A 24,301-nucleotide genomic window follows, 5' to 3' on the forward strand; every position below is an offset into this window, starting at 1 on the left:
ATAATTTGGGCATGCGATTGGACCACGTAGTTCTGTGGACGAGGGACGCGCGGGCGGCGATGGATTTCTACACCAGAGTGGTCGGGCTGGCGCCGCTGCGCTTCGGCGAGTTCGAGGCGGGCGAGGCGCCGTTCCCGAGCGTGCGGGTGTGCGAGGACTCCATCATCGACCTGATGCCGCTCGAGATGGCTTCCGGCGCCGCGTCGTCCGCGGTGGCCGAGGGCAGTGCCGGCCAACCCGTCAACCACGTCTGCCTTGCGCTGTCGAAAGCCGAATACGACGCGCTGGACGCGCGCCTGCGGGCGGAGGGCGTGGACACCGGCGCGCGGCTGACCCACAGCTTCGGGGCGCGGGGGTGGTCGCCGCAGACGTACTACTTCGCCGACCCGGACGGCAACGTCGTCGAGGCCCGCTACTACGAGTGACACCGGCCGCCGGTGGCCACGCCGGCGTGACGTTCGGGAACTGCCGCTCGTTGCTATAGCGGGATAGCTGAGCCCGGCTCTGCCGGGGCTGGCGATGACCCCTAGCGGTAACCTGGACTTTTACCAGCTTCGTGTATCGGGGAAGGACCTGGCCGGCGAGGCCGATGATTGATGAACCGGAAAAACGTGATTCGCACCATCACGGCGATCGCCGTTGTGGTGGTGCTGGGCTGGTCGTTTTTTTACTTTAGCGACGACACCCGCGGCTACAAGCCCGTCGACACCTCGGTGGCGATGGCCCAGATCAACGGCGACAACGTCAAGAGCGCGCAGATCGACGACCGCGAGCAGCAGTTGCGGCTGACCCTGAAGAAGGGCAATAAGGACACCGACAATTCCGACCAGGTCATCACCAAATACCCCAGCGGATACGCGGTCGACCTGTTCAATTCGCTCACGGCGAAAAACGCGAAAATCAGCACCGTCGTGAACCAGGGCAGCATCCTGGGCGAGCTGCTGGTCTACGTGCTGCCGCTGCTGTTGCTGGTGGGCCTGTTCGTGATGTTCTCCCGGATGCAGGGCGGGGCCCGGATGGGCTTCGGGTTCGGCAAGTCGCGGGCCAAGCAGCTGTCCAAGGACATGCCCAAGACCACCTTCGCCGACGTCGCCGGCGTCGACGAGGCGGTCGAGGAGCTCTACGAGATCAAGGACTTCCTGCAGAACCCCAGCCGCTACCAGGCCCTGGGCGCCAAGATCCCCAAGGGCGTGCTGCTCTACGGGCCGCCGGGCACCGGAAAGACGCTGCTGGCCCGCGCCGTGGCCGGCGAGGCCGGGGTTCCGTTCTTCACGATTTCGGGCTCGGACTTCGTCGAGATGTTCGTCGGCGTGGGCGCCTCCCGCGTGCGCGACCTGTTCGAGCAGGCCAAGCAGAACAGCCCCTGCATTATCTTCGTCGACGAGATCGACGCCGTGGGCCGCCAGCGCGGCGCCGGGCTGGGCGGCGGCCACGACGAGCGCGAACAGACCCTCAACCAGTTGCTGGTCGAGATGGACGGATTCGGCGACCGCGCAGGCGTCATCCTGATCGCCGCCACCAACCGGCCCGACATCCTTGACCCGGCGCTGCTGCGGCCGGGACGCTTCGACCGCCAGATCCCGGTCACCAACCCCGATCTGGCCGGGCGGCGGGCCGTCCTGCGGGTGCATTCCAAGGGCAAGCCGATCGCCCCGGACGCCGACCTCGACGGGCTGGCCAAGCGCACGGTCGGCATGACCGGCGCCGACCTGGCCAACGTCATCAACGAGGCGGCACTGCTGACCGCGCGCGAGAACGGCACCGTCATCACCGGACCGGCGCTCGAGGAGGCGGTGGACCGGGTGATCGGCGGCCCGCGCCGCAAGGGCCGCATCATCAGCGAGCAGGAAAAGAAGATCACCGCCTACCACGAGGGCGGGCACACCCTGGCGGCCTGGGCGATGCCCGACATCGACCCGGTCTACAAGGTGACGATCCTGGCCCGCGGGCGCACCGGCGGGCACGCGGTCGCCGTGCCCGAGGAGGACAAGGGCCTGCGGACGCGCTCGGAGATGATTGCGCAGCTGGTGTTCGCGATGGGTGGGCGCGCCGCCGAGGAACTGGTGTTCCGCGAGCCGACGACGGGCGCGGTGTCCGACATCGAGCAGGCCACCAAGGTCGCGCGCGCGATGGTCACCGAGTTCGGGATGAGCTCCAAGCTGGGTGCGGTCAAATACGGCACCGAGCACGGTGACCCGTTTTTGGGCCGCACCATGGGAACTCAGGCGGACTACTCCCACGAGGTCGCCCGCGACATCGACGACGAGGTGCGCAAGCTGATCGAGGCGGCGCACACCGAGGCGTGGGAGATCCTCACCGAATACCGCGACGTGCTCGACACGCTGGCCGGCGAGCTGCTGGAGAAGGAAACGCTGCACCGCGCCGAGCTGGAGGGCATCTTCGCCGACGTCCAAAAGCGGCCCCGGCTCACCATGTTCGACGACTTCGGCGGCCGTATTCCGTCGGACAAGCCGCCGATCAAGACGCCGGGCGAACTGGCGATCGAGCGGGGCGAGCCCTGGCCGCCGCCGGTCGCCGAGCCGGCCTTCAAGGCCGCCATCGCGCGGGCCAGCGAGGAGGCCGCGCGGGTCGAGGCCGACAGAAACGCCCACGGCCCCAACGGGTCTCACGGGGGCGGCAATCGCCAGCCCGTGCCGAACGGCCCGACCCAGCCGGACTACGGCGCCCCGGCGGGCTGGCACGCGCCCGGCTGGCCGCCGCAGCAACAGCAGCAGCAGCCCAATCGCTGGTATCCGCCCGCGCCGAGCCCGGCACCGCCTCCGCCGCAGCCCTATTGGCCGCGGCCGGTGCCGAGTTACCCGGGGCAGGGCCAGGCGGCTTACCCGCCCCACCCGCCCAATCCCCAGTACCCGCCTTATCCGCCCTATCCGCCGCCGGGCCAGCCCACCCCGGATACCGGAAAATCGCCCGAGCAGCCGGACGACGACGTGAGCCGGTCCAACCCGCCGGCGCACGGCTGACGAACGGAGGATTCGATGGCGTTACCGGGTTTGGGACCGGATTTGGGACCGGACACCCACACCGCGCCTGCCCGCATACGGAAATTCGACCAGCAGCGCGCCGAGGCCGCCATCCGCGAGCTGCTGTACGCTATCGGCGAAGACCCGGACCGAAATGGCTTGCAGGACACGCCGGCCCGCGTCGCGCGCGCATACCGTGAGATGTTCGCCGGGCTCTACACCGATCCCGACAGCGTCTTGAACACCATGTTCGACGAGGACCACGACGAGATGGTGATCGTCAAGGAGATCCCGCTGTACTCCACCTGCGAGCACCACCTGGTGTCGTTTCACGGGGTGGCCCACGTCGGCTACATCCCCGGCCAGGACGGCAGGGTCACCGGGCTGTCGAAGATAGCCCGGCTGGTCGACCTGTACGCCAAGCGGCCGCAGGTTCAGGAGCGGCTCACCAGCCAGATCGCCGATGCCCTGGTGAGCAAGCTCGACCCGCGCGGGGTGATCGTCGTCGTCGAGGCCGAGCACCTGTGCATGGCGATGCGCGGTGTGCGCAAGCCCGGGGCCGTCACCACGACGTCGGCGGTGCGCGGCCTGTTCAAAACCAGCGCCGCGTCTCGGGCCGAAGCGCTCGACCTCATCCTGCGTAAGTGAGCCGGGCGCCCATGCAGGTTATGGGAGTTCTGAACGTCACGGACGACTCGTTCTCGGACGGCGGACGCTATCTCGACGTCGATGACGCCGTCGCGCACGGCCTGGCGTTGGCGGCCGAGGGCGCGGGGATCGTCGACGTCGGGGGCGAGTCGACCCGACCCGGTGCCTGCCCCGTTGACCCGCGGTCGGAGGCGGCGCGTGTGCTCCCGGTCGTCAAAGACCTTGCCGCCCAGGGCATTACCGTTAGCATCGACACCATGCATGCCGACGTCGCGCGGGCGGCCCTGCAGAGCGGGGCCCAGATCGTCAACGACGTGTCGGGTGGGCGGGCCGATCCCGCGATGGCGCCGCTGCTGGCCGAGGCCGGTGTGCCGTGGGTGTTGATGCACTGGCGTTCGGTGGCGTCGGAGAGCCCGCACCGGGCCCCGCACTACCGCGACGTGGTGGCCGAGGTCCGCGCCGAGCTGCTCTGCAGCGTCGACGACGCGGTGGCCGCGGGCGTCGACCCCGACAAGCTGGTGATCGACCCCGGGCTCGGCTTCGCCAAGACCGGACAACACAATTGGGCGCTGCTGCACGCGCTGCCGCAGCTGATCGCCACCGGGATCCCGGTGCTGCTGGGCGCGTCGCGCAAGCGGTTCCTGGGCACGCTGCTGGCCGGGCCCGACGGGTCGCCGCGACCGCCCGACGGGCGCGAGACGGCGACCGCGGTGATCTCCGCGCTGGCCGCGCTCTACGGGGCCTGGGGGGTCCGCGTGCACGACGTGCGCGCGTCCGTCGATGCCGTCAAGGTCGTGGAGGCTTGGAAACAAGGCGGGACGCATGGCTGATCGAATCGAGTTGCGCGGCTTGACGGTTCGCGGCCGGCACGGGGTCTTCGATCACGAGCGCGCGGTGGGGCAGGATTTCGTCGTCGACATCACCGTGTGGATCGACCTGGCCGACGCCGCCGCCAGTGACGAGCTGACCCACACCTACGACTACGCCTCGCTGGCCCAGCTGGCCGCCGACGTCGTCGCCGGCCCCCCGCGCAGGCTGATCGAAGCGGTCGGCGGCGACATCGCCGACCGGGTGATGGACGACCATCGCGTGCACGCCGTCGAGGTGGTGGTGCACAAGCCCCAGGCGCCCATCGCGCACCAGTTCGCCGACGTCGCCGTGGTGGTGCGTCGGTCGCGCCGCGGCGGGCGCGGTTCGGTGATCCCGGCGGGCGGGGCCCTGTGACGCGTGTGGTGCTGTCCGTCGGCTCCAATCTGGGCGACCGGCTGGCGCGGCTGCAGTCGGTCGTCGACGGGCTCGGCAAAGCGGTCGTCGCGGTGTCCCCGGTCTACGAGACGGACCCCTGGGGCCGGGTGGAGCAGGCGCCGTTCCTCAACGCGGTGCTCATCGCCGACGACCCCGCGTGCGACGGGCAGGCCTGGCTGCGGCGGGCGCAGGAGTTCGAGCGGGCGGCGGGCCGGGTTCGCGGCGAGCGCTGGGGCCCGCGCACCCTCGACGTCGACCTGATCGCCTGCTACGACGGCACCGAGCTGATCGCGCGCGAGCCCAACCTGACGCTGCCGCACCCGCTGGCCCACCTGCGGGCCTTCGTGCTGGTGCCGTGGCTGGCGATCGAGCCGGACGCGCGGCTGACGGTCGCCGAGGGGCCGCGTCCCGTCGCGCAGCTGCTCGGCGAGCTGGAGCCCGCCGATCGGGCCGCCGTCCGGCTGTCCGATCTGACGCTCGAGCTCGAAACCTGATGGGACCGACCCGCAAGCGTGACCTGACGGCCGCGGTGGTCGGCGCCGCCGTCGTGGGTTACCTGCTGGTGGTCAACCTGTACCGGTGGTTTCCGCCCATCACCGTGTGGACCGGCCTGTCGTTGCTGGCCGTGGCGATCATCGAGGCGCTGTGGGCGCGTTACGTGCGGACCAAGATCAGCGAGGGCGAAATCGGTGCCGCGCCCGGCTGGCTGCACCCGCTGGCGGTGGCGCGCAGCGTGGTGGTGGCCAAGGCGTCGGCCTGGGTGGGCGCGCTGGTGCTGGGCTGGTGGATCGGCGTGCTGGTGTATTTCCTGCCGCGACGGTCGTGGCTGCGGGCCGCCGCGGAGGACACCACCGGGACCGTCGTGGCCGCCGTCAGTGCCTTGGCGCTGGTGATCGCCGCGCTGTGGCTGCAGCATTGCTGCAAGTCGCCGCAGGACCCGGGCGAGCGCGGCGACGGCGCGGAAACTTAGTGCGCTTCGCGGCCCCGCGATCAACCCGCGTGAGAATCGCCGGAGTCGCGCGACACGCTGACTGACCTCGCACAGGTACAGTCAGGCCATGACCGTTCTGTCCCGCGGCGCCCGGGTCCGGCGCGGCGGCCGCAGGCCGGGTTGGGTGCTCTTGACCGCGTTGCTGGTCCTCGCGATGGGGGCCAGCTCCGCACTGGTTTTCACCAATCGGGTGGAACTCCTCAAGCTCGCTGTCATCCTGGCGCTGTGGGCCGCAGTCGCCGGCGCGTTCGTTTCGGTGCTCTACCGCCGCCAAAGCGACGCGGACCAGTCCAGGGTCCGCGACCTCAAGCTCGTCTACGACCTGCAGCTGGACCGGGAGATTTCGGCCCGGCGCGAGTACGAGCTGACCGTGGAGTCCCAGCTGCGTCGCGAGCTGGCCTCCGAGCTGCGCGCCCAGGCCGCCGACGACCTGGCGGCGCTGCGGACGGAACTGACCGCGTTGCGCACCAGCCTCGAGATCCTGTTCGGCACCGACCTGCAGGATCGGCCGGCGCTAGAGACGAACGAGACCGAGGCGCCGCGCACCCGGGATTGGGTGTCCAGCGACCGGGTCACGTCGGTCACCAGGGACAACGCGGCCGCGCGTCCCGACGAGTCCGCGATCATCGACGTGCCCGAGGAACCATTGCTGCCGCCCCGGCAACCGGCGCCGCCCCCGCGCGAGCCCGCTCAACCGCCGCGGCCCCCGTACGAGGCCACGTACGGGGCCGCCCAACAGTCCCCGTGGCAGCCGCCACCGCCGCCACCACCGACAGCACCGCCGCCGCAGGACTGGCAGCCCGCCGGCGCGCAGGGGCAATGGCTGCCACCCGGGACGCCGGGCAGCAACTGGGCCGGCGCCGCGCCGAACGGTGAGCCGGCCGGTCGCCATGGCGCGCCCGTCGAACCCCCGCCCTACGGCCAGCCCGGTCGCCGGGCGCGCTCGCGCCACGCGGCCGAGTACCGCGACGAGAGCGACCAGGGCGGCCAGGGCGTCCAGGGCGGGGGCAACTTCGCGCCCGCGAACGAGCCCCCGGCCCCGCCGCCTCCACCGCCGCACATGGCCCCGCCGCCGCACATGGCCCCGCCGGCGTACCCGGAGCCCGCACCCCGCCACCGGGGCGTGGACCCCCTCGCCCAAGGCGCGGACGCGGACGCTCCGCCCAGCGGCGGCCAGTCGGTCGCCGACCTGCTGGCGCGACTGCAGGCCGAGCCGTCGGGCGGTGGCCGGCGCCGGCGCCGCGACGGCTGAGCTGGGACCTTTTTCACACCCGCCGTCGCTGGGCTCGGCATGATGCATCGATTAAAGTCTTAGTGACCGTCCGGTACCCGATGGGACTGGAACGAACCAAGAAAAGCTGTGAGGTCGTCTGCGATGGGGCAGTTCGACGGACTGCGCCCGGCCAGGCTCAAAGTGGGCATCATCTCCGCCGGCCGGGTGGGCTCCGCACTCGGTGTCGCGCTGGAGCGCGCCGACCACGTCGTGGTCGCGTGCAGCGGGGTTTCGCGCGCGTCGCGCCGGCGGGCCGAGCGCCGGCTGCCCGACACCCCCGTCATACCGGCGCCGGACGTGGCCGCCAACGCCGAACTGCTGCTGCTGGCCGTCCCCGACAGCGAACTCGGCGGCCTGGTGTCCGGGCTCGCGGCCACCGCCGCCGTCAAACCCGGCACCATCGTGGCGCACACCTCCGGCGCCAACGGGGTCGGCATCCTCGCGCCCCTGGCCCACGACGGCTGCATCCCGCTGGCGATTCACCCCGCGATGACCTTCACCGGCTCCGACGAGGACATCAGCCGGTTGCCCGACACCTGCTTCGGGATCACCGCGGCCGACGACGTCGGATACGCGATCGGGCAATCGCTGGTCCTCGAGATGGGCGGGGAACCGTTCTGCGTCCGCGAAGACGCCCGCCCCCTGTACCACGCCGCCCTCGCCCACGCGGGCAACCACGTCGTGACGGTGCTCGCCGACGCCCTCGACGCGTTGCGCGCGGCGCTGCGCGGCAGCGAACTGCTCGGCCAACAATCGGTCGACGACCAGCCGGGCGGGCTGGCCGAACGCATCGTCGGACCGCTGGCCCGCGCGGCGCTGGAGAACACCCTGCGCCGCGGCCAGGCCGCGCTGACCGGCCCGGTCGCCCGCGGTGACGCGGCGGCGGTCGCCGGGCATCTGGCCGCCCTGGCCGAGGTCGGACCGGAACTGGCGCAGGCCTACCGGGTCAACGCCCTGCGCACCGCGCAGCGCGCCCACGCCCCCCAGGATGTCCTCGAGGTGCTGGCGTGAAGGCAGACAAGCCCGCGTTCAGCCCGGCCGCCCTCAACGTCTATTCGGTGCCGCGCGACGTCACCGACGTCGGCCGGGCGCTGCGCCACACCGGCCGCCGGGTGATGCTGGTGCCCACCATGGGCGCCCTGCACGACGGGCACCTGTCTTTGGTGCGTGCGGCCAAGCGGGTCCCCGGATCGGTGGTCGTGGTGTCGATTTTCGTCAACCCGCTGCAGTTCGGGGCCGGCGAAGACCTCGACGCCTACCCCCGCACCCTCGACACCGACCTGGAGCTGCTGCGCGGCGAGGGCGTCGAGATCGTCTTCGCGCCGAACGCCGCGGCGATGTACCCGAACGGCCTGCGCACCACCGTGCAGCCCGGCCCGCTGGCGGCCGAGCTGGAGGGCGCCGCGCGGCCGACCCACTTCGCCGGCGTGCTGACCGTGGTGTGCAAACTGCTGCAGATCGTGCGTCCCGACCGAATCTTCTTCGGCGAGAAGGATTATCAGCAGCTGGTGCTGATCCGCCAGATGGTCGCCGACCTGAACGTCGACGTGGCGGTGGTGGGCGTGCCGACGGTGCGCGAGCACGACGGGCTGGCGATGTCGTCGCGCAACCGCTACCTGGACCCCGAGCAGCGCGAACTGGCCGGCACGCTGTCGGCCGCGCTGGCGGCCGCCGCCCACGCCGCACCGGCCGGCGCGGACGCCGCGCTGGACGCCGCCCGCGCCGTGCTGGGCGTCGTGCCCGCGCTTTCCGTCGACTACCTGGAGTTGCGCGACGCGCAGCTGGGCCCGCTGCAACCCGGCGGCCCGGGGCGGCTGTTGGTGGCCGCCAGGCTCGGCAACACCAGGCTTCTGGACAACATCGCGATCGAAGTCGGAGCAGGCGAAGCAACTATGCCGGCACCCTTGGGGCCGGACACCCGTGTCGAATCATCTTGGAGGAACTGATGTTACGGACGATGCTCAAGTCGAAGATCCACCGCGCCACCGTCACGCAGGCCGACCTGCACTACGTCGGCTCGGTGACCATCGACGCCGACCTGATGGAGGCCGCCGACCTGCTCGAGGGCGAACAGGTGACGATCGTCGACATCGACAACGGCGCCCGGCTGGTCACCTACGCGATCACCGGCGAGCGCGGCAGCGGGGTGATCGGAATCAACGGCGCCGCAGCTCATCTCGTGCACCCCGGCGACCTGGTGATCCTCATCGCGTACGGGACGATGGAGGACGCCGAGGCACGCGCCTATCAGCCGCGGATCGTGTTCGTCGACGCCGACAACAAGCCGATCGACCTGGGGCACGACCCGGCGTTCGTGCCCGACGGTGTCCCGGCCAATGTGGGAGAGCTGCTGGACCCCCGGATCGGCGCGCGGTAGCCGTGCTGCTGGCCATCGACGTCCGCAACACGCACACCGTCGTCGGGTTGCTGTCGGGCGCCAAGGAGCACGCAAAGGTCGTGCAGCAGTGGCGGATTCGCACCGAATCCGAGATCACCGCCGACGAGCTGGCGCTGACCATCGACGGCCTGATCGGTGACGACTCCGAACGGCTCACCGGCGCCGTCGCGCTGTCGACGGTCCCGTCGGTGCTGCACGAGGTGCGGATCATGCTCGACCAGTACTGGCCGTCGGTGCCGCACGTGCTCATCGAGCCGGGGGTGCGCACCGGCATCCCGCTGCTGGTCGACAACCCGAAGGAAGTGGGCGCCGACCGGATCGTCAACTGCCTGGCCGCGTTCCACAAATTCGGCACTGCGGCCATCGTCGTCGATTTCGGATCCTCGATCTGCGTGGACGTGGTGTCGGCCAAGGGCGAGTTCCTCGGCGGCGCCATCGCCCCTGGTGTGCAGGTTTCCTCCGACGCCGCCGCGGCCCGCTCGGCGGCGCTGCGCCGCGTCGAGCTGACCCGGCCCCGCTCGGCGATCGGCAAGAACACCGTGGAGTGCATGCAGGCCGGCGCGGTGTTCGGGTTCGCCGGGCTGGTCGACGGCCTGGTCCAGCGCATCCGCGAGTCCGGCGACCTGGGAGAGCAGGTCGAGGTGGTGGCCACCGGCCACACCGCCCCGTTGCTGCTGCCCGAACTGCACACCGTCAACCACTACGACCAGCACCTGACTTTGCAGGGCCTGCGGCTGGTCTTCGAGCGCAATCAGGAAACCCAGCGCGGCCGCCTGAAGACGGCGCGTTAGGGCCGACCTCCCGCATCGAATCTGCGTACAGCGCGGCTTCCGGGCGAATTTCGCGCTCTGTGTGCAGGCTCGACGGCGTCGGCACCCGCGCCGGCCCGTCCTTTAAGCTGGCAGGTCGTGAGCGCAGCCGAGCCCGACCTCCCCGAGCAGTTCCGGATCCGCCGGGACAAGCGCGCTCGCCTGCTGGCGGAGGGGACCGACCCCTACCCGGTCGCCATCGAACGCACCCACACGCTGGCCGAGGTTCGCGCCGCCCACCCCGATCTGCCGGTCGACACGGCCACCGACGACGTCGTCGGCGTCGCCGGCCGCGTCATCTTCGCGCGCAACTCGGGGAAACTGTGCTTCGCGACGCTGCAGGACGGCGACGGCACCGCCCTGCAGGTGATGATCAGCCTCGACAAGGTCGGCCGAGAGGCGCTGGACGCGTGGAAGGCCGACGTCGACCTCGGCGACATCGTCTACGTGCACGGCAACGTGATCAGCTCGCGGCGCGGCGAGTTGTCCGTCCTGGCCGACTCCTGGCGGATGGCGGCCAAGTCGCTGCGGCCCCTGCCGGTCGCGCACAAGGACATGAACGAAGAGACGCGGGTCCGGCGCCGCTACGTCGACCTGATCGTGCGTCCCGAGGCCCGCACCGTGGCCCGGCAGCGAATCGCCGTGATCCGCGCGATTCGCCACGCGCTGGAGCGGCGCGGGTTTCTCGAAGTCGAAACCCCTATGTTGCAGACGCTGGCCGGCGGCGCCGCGGCCCGGCCGTTCATCACGCATTCCAATGCGCTCGACATCGATCTGTACCTGCGGATCGCGCCCGAACTGTTCCTCAAGCGCTGCATCGTGGGGGGTTTCGACAAGGTCTTCGAGTTAAATCGCGTGTTCCGAAACGAAGGTGCCGATTCGACGCATTCTCCGGAATTTGCCATGTTGGAGACCTACCAGACCTACGGAACCTATGACGATTCGGCGATCGTCACGCGTGAGCTTATTCAAGAGGTCGCCGACGAGGCGATCGGTACCCGAGAACTGCCGTTGCCCGATGGCAGCGTCTACGACATAGACGGAGAATGGGCGTCGATACAAATGTATCCCTCGCTGTCGGCGGCGCTCGGTGAGGAGATCAGCCCCGACACGACGGTCGACCGGCTGCGCGCCATCGCCGACCGGCTCGGCCTCGAGGTTCCCGACGACCGGGGTTACGGGCACGGCAAGCTCGTCGAGGAACTGTGGGAGCACCAGGTCGGCAACGCGCTGACCGCGCCCACCTTCGTCAAGGATTTCCCTGTGGAGACAACACCTTTGACGCGCCAGCACCGCAGCATCCCCGGTGTCACGGAGAAGTGGGACCTCTACGTGCGCGGAGTCGAACTGGCCACCGGATATTCCGAATTGAACGATCCGGTGGTGCAGCGCGACAGGTTCGCCGCGCAGGCGCGCGCCGCGGCCGCCGGCGACGACGAGGCGATGGCGCTCGACGAAGACTTTCTCGCCGCGCTCGAGTACGGGATGCCGCCGTGCACGGGAACCGGAATGGGTATCGACCGCTTGCTGATGTCATTGACCGGACTGTCAATTAGAGAGACAGTTTTGTTCCCGATTGTTCGCCCGCAGTCGATCTGAAAGCTCTCAAACTCAACTGAGTGCGTTGCGAGTTGGATTGAAGATCGCGTCCAGTTATGGCAGATTGGTGGCCGGGGAGTCTATCCAAACTGCTCTGCAACTGCTCAGGACGAAACGCGAGGGTAAGCTAATGGCGAAAAAAGTGACCGTCACCTTGGTCGATGATTTCGACGGTGCGGGCGCAGCCGACGAAACTGTGGAATTCGGGCTTGACGGGGTGACCTACGAGATTGATCTTTCGTCCAAGAATGCCACGAAACTGCGCAACGATTTGAAGCAATGGGTGGCCGCGGGACGGCGCGTCGGGGGCCGGCGGCGCGGGCGTTCCGGCTCGGGACGCGGCCGCGGCGCGATCGACCGCGAGCAAAGCGCCGCGATCCGGGAATGGGCCCGCCGCAACGGGCACAACGTGTCGACGCGGGGCCGGATCCCGGCCGACGTCATCGACGCGTTCCACGCGGCGACCTGACAACCGCTTGCCGGCGCCCGGACCTGTCCCAGGACCCGGGCGTCGGCAATTTTCACTTTCGCTCGCGGCGAACCGGCCGACGGTCGCGGCGGGAAACGCTTTGGTGGTTTTACTCGTTAACTGTTGCGTGTATCCGTTGCGCTGCGCCGGGCGCCGCGACAGTTAGGAACCCCGGCAGGCCGACCATTACAGTGGATGGCAGGTACGCGAACGTCGGCGCTTGCGCCGACAACGACTTGAAGTACCGATGTGAGGGAGAGCAGGTAACCACCGATGTTCGAACGATTTACCGACCGTGCCCGCAGGGTCGTCGTCCTGGCGCAAGAAGAGGCCCGGATGCTCAACCACAACTACATCGGCACCGAGCACATCCTGTTGGGCCTGATTCACGAGGGCGAGGGCGTCGCGGCGAAGTCGCTGGAGTCACTGGGGATCTCGCTGGAGGGCGTCCGCAGCCAGGTCGAGGAGATCATCGGCCAGGGCCAGCAAGCCCCGTCCGGGCACATCCCGTTCACCCCGCGCGCCAAGAAGGTCCTCGAGCTGAGCCTGCGCGAGGCGCTGCAGCTCGGCCACAACTACATCGGCACCGAGCACATCCTGCTGGGCCTGATCCGCGAGGGTGAGGGCGTGGCCGCCCAGGTGCTGGTCAAGCTGGGCGCCGAGCTGACCCGCGTGCGCCAGCAGGTCATCCAGCTGCTGAGCGGCTACCAGGGCAAGGAGGCCGCCGAGGCCGGCACCGGCGGCCGCGGCGGCGAGTCCGGCTCGCCGTCGACGTCGTTGGTGCTCGACCAGTTCGGGCGCAACCTGACCGCCGCCGCGATGGAGGGCAAGCTCGACCCGGTCATCGGCCGCGAGAAGGAAATCGAGCGGGTGATGCAGGTGCTCTCCCGCCGCACCAAGAACAACCCGGTGCTGATCGGCGAGCCCGGCGTCGGCAAGACCGCCGTCGTCGAGGGCCTGGCGCAGGCCATCGTGCACGGCCAGGTCCCCGAGACGCTGAAGGACAAGCAGCTCTACACGCTGGACCTGGGGTCGCTGGTCGCGGGCAGCCGCTACCGCGGTGACTTCGAGGAACGCCTGAAGAAGGTGCTCAAGGAGATCAACACCCGCGGCGACATCATCCTGTTCATCGACGAGCTGCACACGCTGGTCGGTGCGGGCGCCGCCGAGGGCGCGATCGACGCCGCCAGCATCCTGAAGCCGAAGCTGGCCCGCGGGGAGCTGCAGACCATCGGCGCCACCACGCTCGACGAGTACCGCAAATACATCGAGAAGGACGCCGCGCTGGAGCGCCGCTTCCAGCCCGTGCAGGTCGGCGAGCCGACGGTGGAGCACACCATCGAGATCCTCAAGGGCCTGCGCGACCGCTACGAGGCCCACCACCGGGTGTCGATCACCGACAGCGCGATGGTGGCCGCGGCCACCCTGGCGGACCGCTACATCAACGACCGGTTCCTGCCGGACAAGGCGATCGACCTGATCGACGAGGCGGGCGCGCGGATGCGCATCCGCCGGATGACCGCGCCGCCGGACCTGCGCGAGTTCGACGAGAAGATCGCCGAGGCACGCCGGGAGAAGGAATCGGCGATCGACGCCCAGGACTTCGAGAAGGCCGCCAGCCTGCGCGACCGGGAGAAGCAACTCGTCGCGCAGCGCGCCGAGCGCGAAAAGCAGTGGCGTTCAGGCGATCTCGACGTGGTCGCCGAGGTCGACGACGAGCAGATCGCCGAGGTGCTGGGTAACTGGACCGGCATCCCGGTGTTCAAGCTGACCGAGGCCGAGACCACCAGGCTGCTGCGCATGGAGGACGAGCTGCACAAGCGGATCATCGGTCAGGAGGACGCGGTCAAGGCGGTCTCCAAGGCGATCCGCCGCACCCGCGCCGGGCTGAAGGACCCCAAGCGCCCGTCGGGCTCGTTCATCTTCGCCGGCCCGTCCGGTGTCGGTAAGACCGAGCTGTCCAAAGCGCTGGCCAACTTCCTGTTCGGCGACGACGACGCGCTCATCCAGATCGACATGGGCGAGTTCCACGACCGGTTCACCGCGTCGCGGCTGTTCGGCGCGCCGCCGGGATACGTCGGCTACGAGGAGGGCGGCCAGCTCACCGAGAAGGTGCGGCGCAAGCCGTTTTCTGTGGTGCTTTTCGACGAGATCGAGAAGGCGCACCAGGAGATCTACAACAGCCTGTTGCAGGTCCTCGAGGACGGCCGGCTCACCGACGGCCAGGGCCGCACGGTGGACTTCAAGAACACCGTGCTGATCTTCACGTCCAACCTGGGCACCTCCGACATCAGCAAGCCGGTCGGGCTGGGCTTCACCCAGGGTGGCGGCGAGAACAACTACGAGCGGATGAAGCAAAAGGTCAACGACGAGCTGAAGAAGCACTTCCGCCCGGAGTTCCTCAACCGCATCGACGACATCATCGTCTTCCACCAGCTGACCAAGGACGAGATCATCCGGATGGTCGACCTCATGATCGGCCGGGTCGCGGGCCAGCTCAAGAGCAAGGACATGGCCCTGGAGCTGACCGACAAGGCGAAGGCCTTGCTGGCCAAGCGCGGCTTCGACCCGGTGCTGGGCGCGCGCCCGCTGCGGCGCACCATCCAGCGCGAGATCGAGGACCAGCTGTCGGAGAAGATCCTGTTCGAGGAGGTCGGTCCGGGGCAGGTCGTCACGGTCGACGTGGACAACTGGGACGGCGAGGGCGCCGGCGAGGACGCGGTGTTCACGTTCACGGGAACCCGCAAGCCGCCGGCCGAGCCGGACCTGGCCAAGGCCGGGGCGCACAGCGCGCCCGAACCGCAGTAGCTGCCCTACACTGGCTCCTGTCCTGACGGGCAACGGAATCTGGTGAGAGTCCAGAACGGTCGCGCCACTGTCTACAGTCAGACCCGTGGCCCGTCGTCACCGGCGGGGACGCGCAATCCCCGGAAGGAGCCGACGTGTCCAATCCCCAACTGACCGGCGGCCGCAGCCGTTTGCTCGACCTGTCGGCGGCCCGCGCCGCGCTCTGGCTGGCGGCGACCACCTTCCTGGCGCTCCTGGCGCTGTACTTCGTCGGCATCGACCAGGGTGCGGTGTCGCTGTTCGGCAGCGACTCGCACGTGCACGAGTTCCTGCACGACGCGCGCCATCTGCTCGGCTTCCCCTGTCACTGACCGGCGTGGAAAAGCGTCTGATCGCGCGCGGTCTGTTGGCGGGCGCCGCCGGCGCGCTGCTGGCCTTCCTGTTCGCCCGCCTGTGCGCCGAGCCGGTGATCGGGCGCGCCATCGCCTTCGAGGACGGTCGCGCCGACGCCCTCGACGCCCACGGCGTGCACGAGCACGGCGCCGAGCTGTTCACCCGCGGCGTGCAGGCCAACGCCGGGCTGGGTTTCGGGGTGCTGATCTTCGGCGTGGCCATGGGCGCCCTGTTCGGCGTGTTGTTCTGCGTCGTTACCGCGCGCGCGACAAGCGTTGGGCCGCGAGCACTTTCGGCGCTGCTCGCGGCGGGTGCGTTCGTCGCGGTGGATCTGGTGCCGTTCGTGAAATACCCGCCGAATCCGCCCGCAGTGGGCCAGGCGGACACGATCGGGGCACGCACCGGCTGGTACCTGGTGATGGTGCTGGCGTCGGTGGTGCTGGCGATCGCCGCGGTGTGGCTGGCCGGCCGGCTGACGGCCCGGCTCGGCGGGTGGAACTCGGGGCTGCTCGCGGCGGGCGCCTATGTCGCAGCGATCGCCGTGGTGGCGGTCCTCCTGCCGGCCACCGACGAGACACCGCCCGGCTTCCCCGCCGACGTCCTCTACGAGTTCCGGCTGGTCGCCCTGGCCACTCAGCTGGTGTTGTGGGCGACGATCGGCCTGGTGTTCGCGACGCTTGTGCGACGTCCGCTGGAGGAACGGGTCCCCGCGTGACCGAGGTCGTCCGGCTGACCCTGGTGGCGCACGCGATGACCGACGCCATGGCGGCCGGGCGTTTTCCCGCCGACGAGCCGCTCAACGCCATCGGCCGGCGCCAGGCCGAACGGGCTGGGCGCCTTGAGATCGGCGGCGACGCGCGCCAGTTCTCCGGGCCCGAGCGGCGCGCCCGCCAGACCGCTCAGCTGCTGGGCCTGCGCGCCGCGACCGAGCCGCTGTTGGCCGACCTCGACTGCGGCCAATGGTGCGGGCAGACGCTGCGGGCCGCGGTCCCCGCCCACCTCGAGGCGTGGCTGACCGACCCGTCCCGCACGCCGCACGGCGGTGAGTCGATCGCCGGGCTCATCCAACGGGTGGCCGGATGGCTGGAGTCTTTGACCGGCGACGCGGCGCCCGCGGTGGCCGTGACGCATCCGGCGGTGATCCGCGCGGCCATCCTGCGGGCACTGGGCGCGCCCCCGGAAGCGTTCTGGCGCATCGACATTCCGCCGGTCAGCCGCACCGTGCTGCATTTCCGCAACGGCGGCTGGACGCTGCGCCTGTGAGCGCTAGCGGGGCGCGATCAGCGCGAAGACCTGCTTGGCGACCTGCAACATCCAGCCGGTCACCGACGGGCCGTGATCGCGGGGCCAGTTCAGCTGGAAGCTCACCACCCACGGCTGCCGGGTCTTGTCGACCGCGTACCAACTGAAGGTCAGATCACCGGGCAGGCCACCGGCTTTCGCACCGACGTAGGGCCACACGTTCCGGTCCAGCTGGATGCCGGCCACCGCGGACAGGATCTGCCGGACGGGCGCGGCGGCCCCGACGGCGTCGGCCTGCAGCGCCGCGTGCACCCGGCAGATGTCCTCGGCGTTGCCGTACCACTCCGCGCCGTAGGTCGAGGCCGGGGTGTGCGCGCGGGTCGGATCGGGTTGATAGGGCGTGGAATTGGCCTGCTCGAGCAGCCGCGCGCGCGTCTGCGGGGATCCCCGCTTCCATTCCTCGCGCAGATCCGGCCGGCCCCAGCCGACGGAGAACAGCTCGTACATCGTGGGGAACGGCGTCATGCTGGCCGGATCGTGATGGCCCGCCGTGGCCAGCGCGTCCTCGATGGCGTGCGTGCCCAACCTACCGATCAACAGGTCGGTGGCCATGTTGTCGCTGGTCGCGATCATCTTCTCGGCGGCGGTGCGGACCGAAACATGAGCTCCCACAGGCAGTTCCAGGCCCGACGAACCAACCGCGCGGCCCTTCTCGGTGACGGTGAGCTGATCGTCCCAGGACACCGTGCCGCTCCGGACGGCGCCGGCCAGGGCGTGCAGCACGTACAGCTTGAAAATCGATGCCAGCGGCAATGATTCGCCGGTGTTGGTCCCGGCCACCGGGTCGCAGTGACCGTCATTGACCTTGGCGACCTGGTAGGAGTAGCGCGCCCCCGTCTTGCCCAGTACGGCGTCGACGTCGCGCCACGAGGTGACCTTCGGTGCGTGCGTGTCGACGTCGAACCGGTCCACGCGGCCGTCGTCGTCGGTGTGTATCCGGATGTCTTGCCGCGCCCCGTACGACGTGACCAGGTGCAGCGTGGCGACGCTGGCGCTGAGGTCGACGGCGTCGAGGGTGAAGGGACGATCCCACCACAGCCCCTCCATGGTGGTTTCCACGGACTCGACCTTGTCGGGCGCGGCCAGGGTGGCGACCCCGACCGGACCGATGGGCCAATCGGAGTTGAGCATGTCCAGGGTCTGCTGGGCCCGGATACCCGGGGGCGTGCGGGTGTCGATCTGCCGGCCGGGGTTCGCCGCGTTCGCGTGCGGGGCGGGCGACGGTGCGCAACCCGGCGCCAGGGTCACCACCAGGGCCGCGGCCAATCCCACCGCCGCGCCGCGGCGTCGCGCGCTAGCCAGCCTGTTCGCTTGCGGCAACGTCCAGCACGACCTCGAATTCCAGCAGCGATGCGCCGGTCGCCACGGGATTGGCCCGGTGTCCGGCGTGGGCCTCGATTGCGGGGCCCTGCGCCCACGCCTGGAACGCCTCGTCGGACTCCCAGTGCGTCACCACGAAGTAGCGGTCCTCACCCTTGATCGGGCGCAACAGCTGGAAGCCGAGGAAACCGGGCTGGTTCTCCACCGCGTGCGCGCGATGGGCGAACCGTTTCTCCAGCTCGGGCCCGGCGTCGGCAGGTACCTCGATTGCGTTGATCTTCACCACGGGCATGTGGCTAGGCTACCGTGCCCCGCATGCCCAGCGATCTGTTGACCTGCCGCGGCGGGCAGGGCGCGCCGTTGGTGCTGGTGCACGGCCTGATGGGGCGGGGCAGCACCTGGTCGCGGCAACTGCCGTGGCTGACCCGGCTGGGCACCGTGTACACCTACGACGCCCCGTGGCACCGCGGGCGTGACGTCGACGATCCCCACCCGATCAGCACCGAACGGTTCGTGGCCGATTTGGCCGACGCGGTCGGCGCGCTGGGGACGCCGGCCCGGATGGTCGGGCATTCGATGGGTGCCCTGCACTCGTGGTGTTTGGCCGCGGAGCGTCCGGACCTGGTCTCGGCGCTGGTGGTCGAGGACATGGCGCCGGACTTCCGCGGCCGCACCACCGGCCCGTGGGAGCCGTGGCTGCACGCGCTGCCGGTCGAATTCGACTCCGCCGAGCGGGTATTCGCCGAATTCGGGCCGGTGGCCGGGCAGTATTTCCTGGACGCCTTCGACCGCACCGAACGCGGCTGGCGGTTGCACGGGCACACCGCGCGCTGGATCGAGATCGCGGCCGAATGGGGCACCCGCGACTACTGGGCGCAGTGGGCGGCCGTGCGGGTCCCGGCGCTGCTCATCGAGGCCGGCGACTCCGTCGCCCCGCCGGGCCAGATGCGCCGGATGGCCCAAAGCGATTCCCCGACAACCTATTTGCACGTACCGGGGTCGGGTCACCTGATCCACGACGAGGCGCCGGACGCCTACCGCGAAGCCGTGGAGTCCTTTCTCGGGGTCACCGCCCGCCGGTGAGCCCGACTGCGATGCGCAGCGCCACCGCCATCAGCGTGTTGGTCGGGTTCTGGCAACCCGAGGTGACGAACACGCTGCCGTCGGCGACGTAGACGTTGTCCATCTGGTGCATGCGCCCGGTCGGATCGACGACGCTCGTCGCGGGGGACACCCCCATCTGCATCCCACCCATCACGTGCTTGGTGTTCGGCGGGGTGCCGCCCCCCAGTTTCCGCTCCAGCCCGTCGGGGATGGCGGCGAACAGCTGCGCGCCGGCCGCCGCCATCATCGCGGTGATGGGCACCAGAAAGAAGGTTTGGGCGACCAGCTCGTGCCGTCCGGGCGCCCACGTCACGCGGGCCACCGGCTGGCCGTTGAGGTCGGTGACCGACGGGTCCAGGGTGACGTTGTTGGTCAGGTAGGGCAGGTCGGTGCCGATGAAGTTGACCCCGGCGAGCCGGTCGCGCAACAGCGAGGCGCGCATCAGGTCCTTGAACGGGCCGCCGAACAGCTGCACGCCCGGCAGGAATCCCAGGATCTCCTGGTAGAACTTGCCCTCCGTGATCGGGTCCTGGCTGCCGCCCAGCTCGCACAGCCCGCCGCGGATGTAGGGCAGGCCGGCCAGCTTCGCCGCGATTCGGGCCCCGGGGAAGTCGGGGTTGCAGAAGTCCTCCATGCACTGCGTGGTCGAGCGCCCGCGGTAGGCGTGCACCCGTTGGTCGAGGTAGATGCCGAAGCCGTCGACGAAGTTGTGAAACATCAGCCGGGTGCCGATCCGTCCGCTGGCGTCGGGCAGCCCGGACAGCAGCGCCAGCCGTGACGTCTCGATCGCCGACGCGGCCAGCACCACGACGTCGGCGTTCTCCCCGCCGGGATTGCCCTGCGGGTCGAGATAGGAGACGCCGGTAGCCCGCCGGCCGGTGAAGTTGACCTTGGTGACGGTGGTCTCGGGGTGCAGCTGCACCCGCCCGGTCCGCAACGCGCGCCGCAGCGGCGCGAGCGCACCCACCCGCGCCGAGATCGGGCAGCCGTAGTCGCTGCAGAATCCGCAGTCGTTGCACGCCGGGCGGCCGTCGTACTCGACCGAATTGATCGCCATCGGGAACGGGTAGGGATGCAGACCGATTCGCTTGGCGCCCTTGGCGATCAGCGTGGACGAGCGCTGCTGCGGACCGGGGGGCATCGGGAACGGCCTGGCACGCGGCGCGTGCTGCCGGGTCAGTGTGGGGATCAGCCTGATGTCGCCCTGCGTCCCGAGCAGCGTTTCGATCGCGTCGTAGTACGGTGCGATCTCGCTGTATTCGAACGGCCAGTCCTGCACGTCCGCGCCGGGCTGCGGGCCGAGCATCGACAGCCCCTTGAAGTCGATGTCCCAGAACCGTGGGACCTTCGCGTCCCAATGGGTCGTTCCGCCGCCGACGGTCACCGGGAGTTCGTTGACCGGGCCCACGTAGCCGGCGGGCTGGGCGGCGCTGGTGCGATAGGTGCGCGGGTAGGCGAGCGGGTCGGGCTGCTCGAAGTAGCGGTACAGCGCCTTGAGTTCGTCGTTGGCGAACGTCGTCCCGAGCGGCCCGGTCCCGTCCAGGTTGGTGAAATAGTTCGAACCCTTCTCGAATATCACCACGTCCCAACCATTTTCGGCCAGCTGCATCGCCACCGTCGACCCGCCGGCGCCGGAGCCGACGATGATCGCCTTAGTGGCTGGCACTCACGCCGCCCTTCCCGCCAAGTTTGGCGACGAGCTGCTCCCAGCCCTGACGCAGGCGGTTGATGATGTCGCTGACGACGACCACGTCCCATTGGGCGGCCTCGACCTCGGCGGCGGTGTATCCGCGGGGTTGGGAGTCCCCGGGGTACTTGATCCCCTTCCAGCCCACCAGGTTTGCGTTGCCGCCGTACTCGGGGACGCTGTACATCGCCTCGATCGTGTGGCCGAACAGAACGTTTGCGAACGCCGCCGCCGGACCCTGGGCAAGGATGAGGTCTTGGCGGACCGCCGGCGCCGCGGTGAAGTCGCCGCCGGCCTGCTGATCGAGTAGTGCGATGCCGCTTGTGTATTGGTTGCGAAGCTGGGTCAGGCGCTGCTGCCACGCGTAGGCCTGGGCGCGGTTGAGCGGGACGAAGGCGGCCATGTAGTCGACCGAACCGCCGGCGCGGTTGCTCCACGGGCCGCCGGCATGCACGTCGGCGGGCGTGACGTCGAAGACCGACAGCATCCGGTCCAGGTAGTTGACCACGTTGGCCTCGTGCGCCCCCGGACTGCCCAGCTCGGTCGGGCAGTCTTGCGGGCCAGGGATCAGGCGGCGGGTCGCGGCGTCGAGGACCGCGGCCTGGTGCGCCGACAGGAACCGGTAACCCGCGTCGGCCGAGGCGGCCGGCAGCCCGCCCCGCATGGCGGCGGCCAGCGGCAGCAGGCTCATCCCGCCGAGTACCGCGCGCCTGGACACCTCGCTGGGCACATCGGCAGGGTAAGACGCGGATATGAAACTCACCTGGAACGCGCGCGCGGCGGCGTGTCGCGTTGTGCCGAAGCGGGTTCGCCGCTAATGCGGTGGCGGCGACCCACGGCGCGCGGCCCCGCCGCGCCTGTGATCGCCGCTAGTGCTCACCGGCCAGAGCGAACCGGCCGTCGACGGTCCGGGTCACAAGGCCATCGGCGAGCAACGATTCCAGCGCGCGGTCCCGCTGGACGGTGTCGGTCAGCCACGCCACATCCAGCTCGGCGCGCGTGACCGCGGAATCGTTGGCGCGCAACACATCCAGGAGCCGCCCGCGGACCTGACGGTCGGTGCCGGCGTACGTCTGCACCCGCCGCGCCGGCCCGGACGCGGCGGGATAGCCAGCCGCCCGCCACGCGCACTCGGGCAACGGGCACAACCCGCACCGCGGGGCGCGCGCGGTGCACACGATCGCGCCCAACTCCATCAGCGCCACCGAAAATTCAGGCGCCCGTTCGTCTTTCGGCAGCAGCGCCGAGACGTCAGCGTGGTCGCGTGCCGCCGATGGCGCCCCGGCGTCGGCCCGGCCGTGCACGACGCGGGCTACCACCCGGCGCACGTTGGTGTCCACCACCGGCACCGGCCGGCGGTAGGCGAAGCAGGCCACCGCCCGCGCGGTGTAGCGGCCGACGCCGGGCAGCGTCAGCAGCGTCTCGACGTCGTCGGGCACCACGTCGCCGTGGTCGCGGGCGATCACCGCGGCGCACTCGTGCAGTCGCTTGGCCCGCCTGGGGTAGCCCAGCTTGCCCCAGGCCCGCAGCACGTCGGCGGCGCTGGCGGCCGCAGTGGCCGACGGGGTGGGCCAGCGGCGTACCCAGTCCGTCCAGACCGGGAGCACCCGGGCCACCGGCGTCTGCTGCAACATGAACTCGCTGACCAGGATCTGCCACGCGCTGACGCCCGGCTCGCGCCAGGGCAGTTCGCGGCGGGACCGCTCATACCAGTCGAGCAGTTCGGGCATGATGTGTGCCATGCCCACTACCAACCCGGCAACAGCATGGAAAACACTCAAAGAGGGTAACGAGCGATTCATCGCGGGCAAGCCCGCGCATCCCAACCAGAGCGTCGACCGTCGGGCCAGCCTGGCCGCCGGTCAGCAGCCGATCGCGGTGATCTTCGGCTGCTCGGACAGCCGGGTCGCCGCCGAGCTCCTCTTCGACCAGGGCCTCGGCGACACCTTCGTGGTGCGCACCGCCGGACAGGCCATCGATTCGGCGGTCCTGGGCTCCATCGAGTACGCGGTGGCGGTCCTCAACGTGCCGCTGATCGTGATCCTCGGGCATGACAGCTGCGGGGCGGTCAAGGCCGCCCTGAGCGCGCTCGACGAAGGCGAGATACCGGGCGGGTTCGTGCGTGACCTGGTGGAGCGGGTCGCGCCGTCGATTTTGATGGGCCGCCGCGACGGGCTGAGCCGCGTCGACGAGTTCGAGGCGCGGCACGTGCGCGAGACGGCCGCCCAGCTGATGTCGCGCTCGTCGGCCATCGCGGAGCGGGTCTCGGCGGGCACCCTCGGCATCGCCGGCGTCACCTATCACCTGGCCGACGGGAAGGCGGCGCTGGTCGACAGCGTCGGCGACATCGGCGAATAACGGGCGGCCCGCGGGCCTCCACTAACACGGCTCGCCCCAGTTCGAGGGCAGCTAACCGCACGACACGCCGAGGCGGGTCGGACAAATCCGCGTGACCTGGGCTTACGGTGAGATCGTGCTGGATCTGGAACCGCGTGGCCCGCTACCCACCGAGATCTACTGGCGGCGCAGGGGCCTGGCCCTGGGCATCGCGGTCGTCGTGATCGGGATCGCGGTCGCCACGATCATCGCCTTCATGGGCAACAGCGCGGGCGCCAAACCCGCCAGCGCGGACAAGCCCAACACCGCTCAAAGCAAGCCCGCGGCGCCGCCGAGCCAGGCGCCCCCGCCCGCGGGGCAGGAGGGCGTCACCCCGGTGGCGCCGCCGCAGGGCCAAAACCCCGAGTCGCCCACCCCGACCGCCGCGGTGCAGCCGCCGCCGGTGCTGAAGGAGGGCGATGACTGCCCCGATTCGACGCTGGCCGTCAAGGGCCTGACCAACGCGCCCCAGTACTTCATCGGCGACCAGCCGAAATTCACCATGGTGGTGACCAACATCGGCCTGGTGTCCTGCAAGCGCGACGTCGGGGCCGCGGTGCTGGCCGCCTACGTCTACTCGCTGGACAACAAGCGGCTGTGGTCCAACCTGGACTGCGCTCCGTCGAACGAGACCCTGGTCAAGACGTTCACGCCGGGCGAGCAGGTGACGACGGCGGTGACCTGGACGGGCATGGGCTCGGCGCCGCACTGCCCGCTGCCGCGGCCGGCGATCGGCCCGGGCACCTACAACCTCGTCGTGCAGCTGGGCAACCTGCGTTCGATGCCGGTTCCCTTCATCCTGAACCAACCGCCCCCGCCGCCCGGGCCGGTACCGGGCCAGCCCGGACAGCCGGCGCTCGCGCCGCCGCCGGAGGCCCCGCCGGGCGGCGCCCCGGGCCCCGTTCCCGCGGGCTGATCC

26 protein-coding genes are annotated in these 24,301 nt (G+C 70.2%); 21 read left to right on the plus strand and 5 right to left on the minus strand.

Annotated elements, in window-relative coordinates:
• Positions 1-11 precede the first annotated feature (11 nt).
• From AC5Y4Z_RS07910 to AC5Y4Z_RS07995, 18 genes are all read left to right on the plus strand, one after another.
• The gene (locus tag AC5Y4Z_RS07910) at positions 12-425 is read left to right on the plus strand and encodes a VOC family protein (protein WP_499962352.1); all 414 of its coding nucleotides are present in this window, start codon (positions 12-14) and stop codon (positions 423-425) included.
• Positions 426-596: 171 nt separating this feature from the next.
• Complete coding sequence (ftsH, locus tag AC5Y4Z_RS07915) at positions 597-2,981, plus strand: ATP-dependent zinc metalloprotease FtsH (RefSeq protein WP_499962354.1); 2,385 nt, start codon at positions 597-599, stop codon at positions 2,979-2,981.
• A gap of 15 nt (positions 2,982-2,996) precedes the next feature.
• The gene (gene folE / locus AC5Y4Z_RS07920) at positions 2,997-3,629 is read left to right on the plus strand and encodes a GTP cyclohydrolase I FolE (protein ID WP_499962356.1); all 633 of its coding nucleotides are present in this window, start codon (positions 2,997-2,999) and stop codon (positions 3,627-3,629) included.
• Positions 3,626-4,459 carry a dihydropteroate synthase gene (gene folP / locus AC5Y4Z_RS07925; RefSeq protein WP_499962358.1) on the plus strand — a complete coding sequence of 278 codons (834 nt, stop codon included), beginning with the start codon at positions 3,626-3,628 and terminating at the stop codon, positions 4,457-4,459. Before folE ends, folP begins: the two co-directional genes overlap by 4 nt.
• Positions 4,452-4,853: a dihydroneopterin aldolase gene (gene folB, locus AC5Y4Z_RS07930; RefSeq protein ID WP_499962360.1), complete on the plus strand. Its 402-nt coding sequence runs from the start codon at positions 4,452-4,454 to the stop codon at positions 4,851-4,853. Before folP ends, folB begins: the two co-directional genes overlap by 8 nt.
• Positions 4,850-5,368, plus strand: coding sequence for a 2-amino-4-hydroxy-6-hydroxymethyldihydropteridine diphosphokinase (gene folK, locus AC5Y4Z_RS07935; protein WP_499962362.1), 519 nt, complete (start codon positions 4,850-4,852; stop codon positions 5,366-5,368). Before folB ends, folK begins: the two co-directional genes overlap by 4 nt.
• Positions 5,368-5,844: a DUF3180 domain-containing protein gene (locus AC5Y4Z_RS07940; protein WP_499962364.1), complete on the plus strand. Its 477-nt coding sequence runs from the start codon at positions 5,368-5,370 to the stop codon at positions 5,842-5,844. Before folK ends, AC5Y4Z_RS07940 begins: the two co-directional genes overlap by 1 nt.
• An 88-nt stretch (positions 5,845-5,932) precedes the next feature.
• Positions 5,933-7,117 (plus strand): DUF6779 domain-containing protein, encoded by a 1,185-nt coding sequence (locus tag AC5Y4Z_RS07945; RefSeq protein ID WP_499962366.1) that lies wholly within the window; start codon positions 5,933-5,935, stop codon positions 7,115-7,117.
• Between the two features lie 123 nt (positions 7,118-7,240).
• Complete coding sequence (locus AC5Y4Z_RS07950) at positions 7,241-8,149, plus strand: Rossmann-like and DUF2520 domain-containing protein (RefSeq protein ID WP_499962368.1); 909 nt, start codon at positions 7,241-7,243, stop codon at positions 8,147-8,149.
• Positions 8,146-9,084, plus strand: a complete 939-nt coding sequence (gene panC / locus AC5Y4Z_RS07955; protein ID WP_499962370.1) for a pantoate--beta-alanine ligase — start codon at positions 8,146-8,148, stop codon at positions 9,082-9,084. Before AC5Y4Z_RS07950 ends, panC begins: the two co-directional genes overlap by 4 nt.
• Positions 9,084-9,515: an aspartate 1-decarboxylase gene (gene panD, locus AC5Y4Z_RS07960; protein WP_499962372.1), complete on the plus strand. Its 432-nt coding sequence runs from the start codon at positions 9,084-9,086 to the stop codon at positions 9,513-9,515. Before panC ends, panD begins: the two co-directional genes overlap by 1 nt.
• A gap of 2 nt (positions 9,516-9,517) precedes the next feature.
• Entirely contained in the window at positions 9,518-10,327 is an 810-nt protein-coding gene (locus AC5Y4Z_RS07965) for a type III pantothenate kinase (RefSeq protein ID WP_499962375.1), read from the plus strand.
• 117 nt (positions 10,328-10,444) lie between these two features.
• Positions 10,445-11,944 carry a lysine--tRNA ligase gene (lysS, locus tag AC5Y4Z_RS07970; protein WP_499962377.1) on the plus strand — a complete coding sequence of 500 codons (1,500 nt, stop codon included), beginning with the start codon at positions 10,445-10,447 and terminating at the stop codon, positions 11,942-11,944.
• A 130-nt stretch (positions 11,945-12,074) separates the two neighbouring features.
• Entirely contained in the window at positions 12,075-12,413 is a 339-nt protein-coding gene (gene lsr2, locus AC5Y4Z_RS07975; RefSeq protein ID WP_297725261.1) for a histone-like nucleoid-structuring protein Lsr2, read from the plus strand.
• A gap of 273 nt (positions 12,414-12,686) precedes the next feature.
• Positions 12,687-15,221, plus strand: a complete 2,535-nt coding sequence (gene clpC1 / locus AC5Y4Z_RS07980; RefSeq protein ID WP_499962379.1) for an ATP-dependent protease ATP-binding subunit ClpC — start codon at positions 12,687-12,689, stop codon at positions 15,219-15,221.
• A gap of 134 nt (positions 15,222-15,355) precedes the next feature.
• On the plus strand, positions 15,356-15,571 hold the full coding sequence (locus AC5Y4Z_RS07985; RefSeq protein ID WP_499962380.1) for a CbtB domain-containing protein: 216 nt from the start codon (positions 15,356-15,358) through the stop codon (positions 15,569-15,571).
• 5 nt (positions 15,572-15,576) lie between these two features.
• Entirely contained in the window at positions 15,577-16,308 is a 732-nt protein-coding gene (locus AC5Y4Z_RS07990) for a CbtA family protein (RefSeq protein ID WP_499962381.1), read from the plus strand.
• Entirely contained in the window at positions 16,305-16,856 is a 552-nt protein-coding gene (locus AC5Y4Z_RS07995; RefSeq protein ID WP_499962382.1) for a histidine phosphatase family protein, read from the plus strand. The genes AC5Y4Z_RS07990 and AC5Y4Z_RS07995 overlap by 4 nt, the downstream gene beginning before the upstream one ends.
• 3 nt (positions 16,857-16,859) lie before the next feature.
• Here the strand turns inward: AC5Y4Z_RS07995 and AC5Y4Z_RS08000 are convergent, their stop codons facing one another.
• Together AC5Y4Z_RS08000 and mhuD are read right to left on the minus strand one after the other, a co-directional pair.
• Complete coding sequence (locus AC5Y4Z_RS08000; protein WP_499962383.1) at positions 16,860-18,215, minus strand: serine hydrolase; 1,356 nt, start codon at positions 18,213-18,215, stop codon at positions 16,860-16,862.
• Positions 18,190-18,507, minus strand: a complete 318-nt coding sequence (gene mhuD / locus AC5Y4Z_RS08005; RefSeq protein ID WP_499962385.1) for a mycobilin-forming heme oxygenase MhuD — start codon at positions 18,505-18,507, stop codon at positions 18,190-18,192. The genes AC5Y4Z_RS08000 and mhuD overlap by 26 nt, the downstream gene beginning before the upstream one ends.
• A 14-nt stretch (positions 18,508-18,521) precedes the next feature.
• Here mhuD and AC5Y4Z_RS08010 point away from each other — a divergent pair, with 14 nt between their 5' ends.
• Positions 18,522-19,298, plus strand: coding sequence for an alpha/beta fold hydrolase (locus AC5Y4Z_RS08010; protein ID WP_499962387.1), 777 nt, complete (start codon positions 18,522-18,524; stop codon positions 19,296-19,298).
• On the opposite strand, the gene AC5Y4Z_RS08015 is transcribed toward AC5Y4Z_RS08010, so the two are convergent.
• The 3 genes from AC5Y4Z_RS08015 to AC5Y4Z_RS08025 all read right to left on the minus strand — a co-directional run bounded on the left by AC5Y4Z_RS08015 (position 19,282) and on the right by AC5Y4Z_RS08025 (position 22,748).
• Entirely contained in the window at positions 19,282-20,985 is a 1,704-nt protein-coding gene (locus AC5Y4Z_RS08015) for a GMC oxidoreductase (protein WP_499962389.1), read from the minus strand. The genes AC5Y4Z_RS08010 and AC5Y4Z_RS08015 overlap by 17 nt on opposite strands.
• A complete protein-coding gene (locus tag AC5Y4Z_RS08020) occupies positions 20,972-21,736 on the minus strand; it encodes a gluconate 2-dehydrogenase subunit 3 family protein (protein ID WP_499962391.1) in 765 nt (254 codons plus the stop codon). The genes AC5Y4Z_RS08015 and AC5Y4Z_RS08020 overlap by 14 nt, the downstream gene beginning before the upstream one ends.
• A 139-nt stretch (positions 21,737-21,875) precedes the next feature.
• The gene (locus tag AC5Y4Z_RS08025; RefSeq protein WP_499962393.1) at positions 21,876-22,748 is read right to left on the minus strand and encodes an HhH-GPD family protein; all 873 of its coding nucleotides are present in this window, start codon (positions 22,746-22,748) and stop codon (positions 21,876-21,878) included.
• On the opposite strand from AC5Y4Z_RS08025, the gene AC5Y4Z_RS08030 reads away from it, so the two are divergent.
• Positions 22,747-23,364 (plus strand): carbonic anhydrase, encoded by a 618-nt coding sequence (locus tag AC5Y4Z_RS08030; RefSeq protein WP_499962395.1) that lies wholly within the window; start codon positions 22,747-22,749, stop codon positions 23,362-23,364. The genes AC5Y4Z_RS08025 and AC5Y4Z_RS08030 overlap by 2 nt on opposite strands.
• Positions 23,365-23,479: 115 nt before the next feature.
• The gene (locus AC5Y4Z_RS08035) at positions 23,480-24,298 is read left to right on the plus strand and encodes a hypothetical protein (RefSeq protein ID WP_499962397.1); all 819 of its coding nucleotides are present in this window, start codon (positions 23,480-23,482) and stop codon (positions 24,296-24,298) included.
• Positions 24,299-24,301: the final 3 nt, after the last annotated feature.

The organism is Mycobacterium sp. NGS63, from assembly GCF_059812295.1.